General features: G+C 66.0%; 1 protein-coding gene. It reads left to right on the top strand.

The features are described from left to right. Positions 1-82 precede the first annotated feature (82 nt). The coding region (locus tag FS320_RS51515; protein ID WP_162003667.1) for a transposase family protein at positions 83-659 on the top strand (577 nt) is incomplete at its 3' end.

The raw sequence follows: 659 nt of genomic DNA, 5'->3' as shown, positions 1-659 counted from the left end.
ATCGGGTGCGTTACGCCATTGAGGAGTACACTTGGCGCTTTGACGGCCTGCGACGCCGAGCTTCTCACCGCAGGAGGACGTGATGCACTCCCTTCATCCGCAAGCCCGCACCACCCCCGCTGTCCGCCAGGAGATCGCCCGCTCGAGAGAGCCCACCGGCGTGCTGGCCCAGCGCTTCAGCGTGAGCACCGAGACCATCCGCAAGTGGCGCAAGCGCGGAGCCCAGGACTGCCAGGACCATTCCAGCCGGCCGCACAAGCTGCCCTGGAAAGCCACGGACGAGGAGCGCGCCATCGTCTGCGTCCTGCGCCAGGCCACCGGCTTTCCGCTCGATGACCTCACGTTTGTGGTCAGCCATTTCCTGCCGCATCTCAACCGCGATGCCGTCTACCGCATCCTCAAGGCCGAGGGTCTGGGACGATTGCCCCCGGCGCAGCAGCGCCAGCGCAAGAGCGGCACGTTCAAGGACTATGATCTCGGCTTCGTGCACATCGACATCAAGCACCTGCCCAAGCTGCAGACCGCCGACGGGGAGCGCCGCAAACGCTATTTGTATGTGGCCATCGACCGCTGCTCGCGCTGGGTGCACCTGGCCGTCAAGGACGATGAGCTGGCCACCAGCGCGGTCGCCTTCCTGAAAGAGGCGGTGCGCGCCTTCC

The organism is Microvirga tunisiensis (genome assembly GCF_009296175.1).
Lineage (GTDB): Bacteria > Pseudomonadota > Alphaproteobacteria > Rhizobiales > Beijerinckiaceae > Microvirga > Microvirga tunisiensis.
This window is presented reverse-complemented; position numbering and strand designations above follow the sequence as displayed.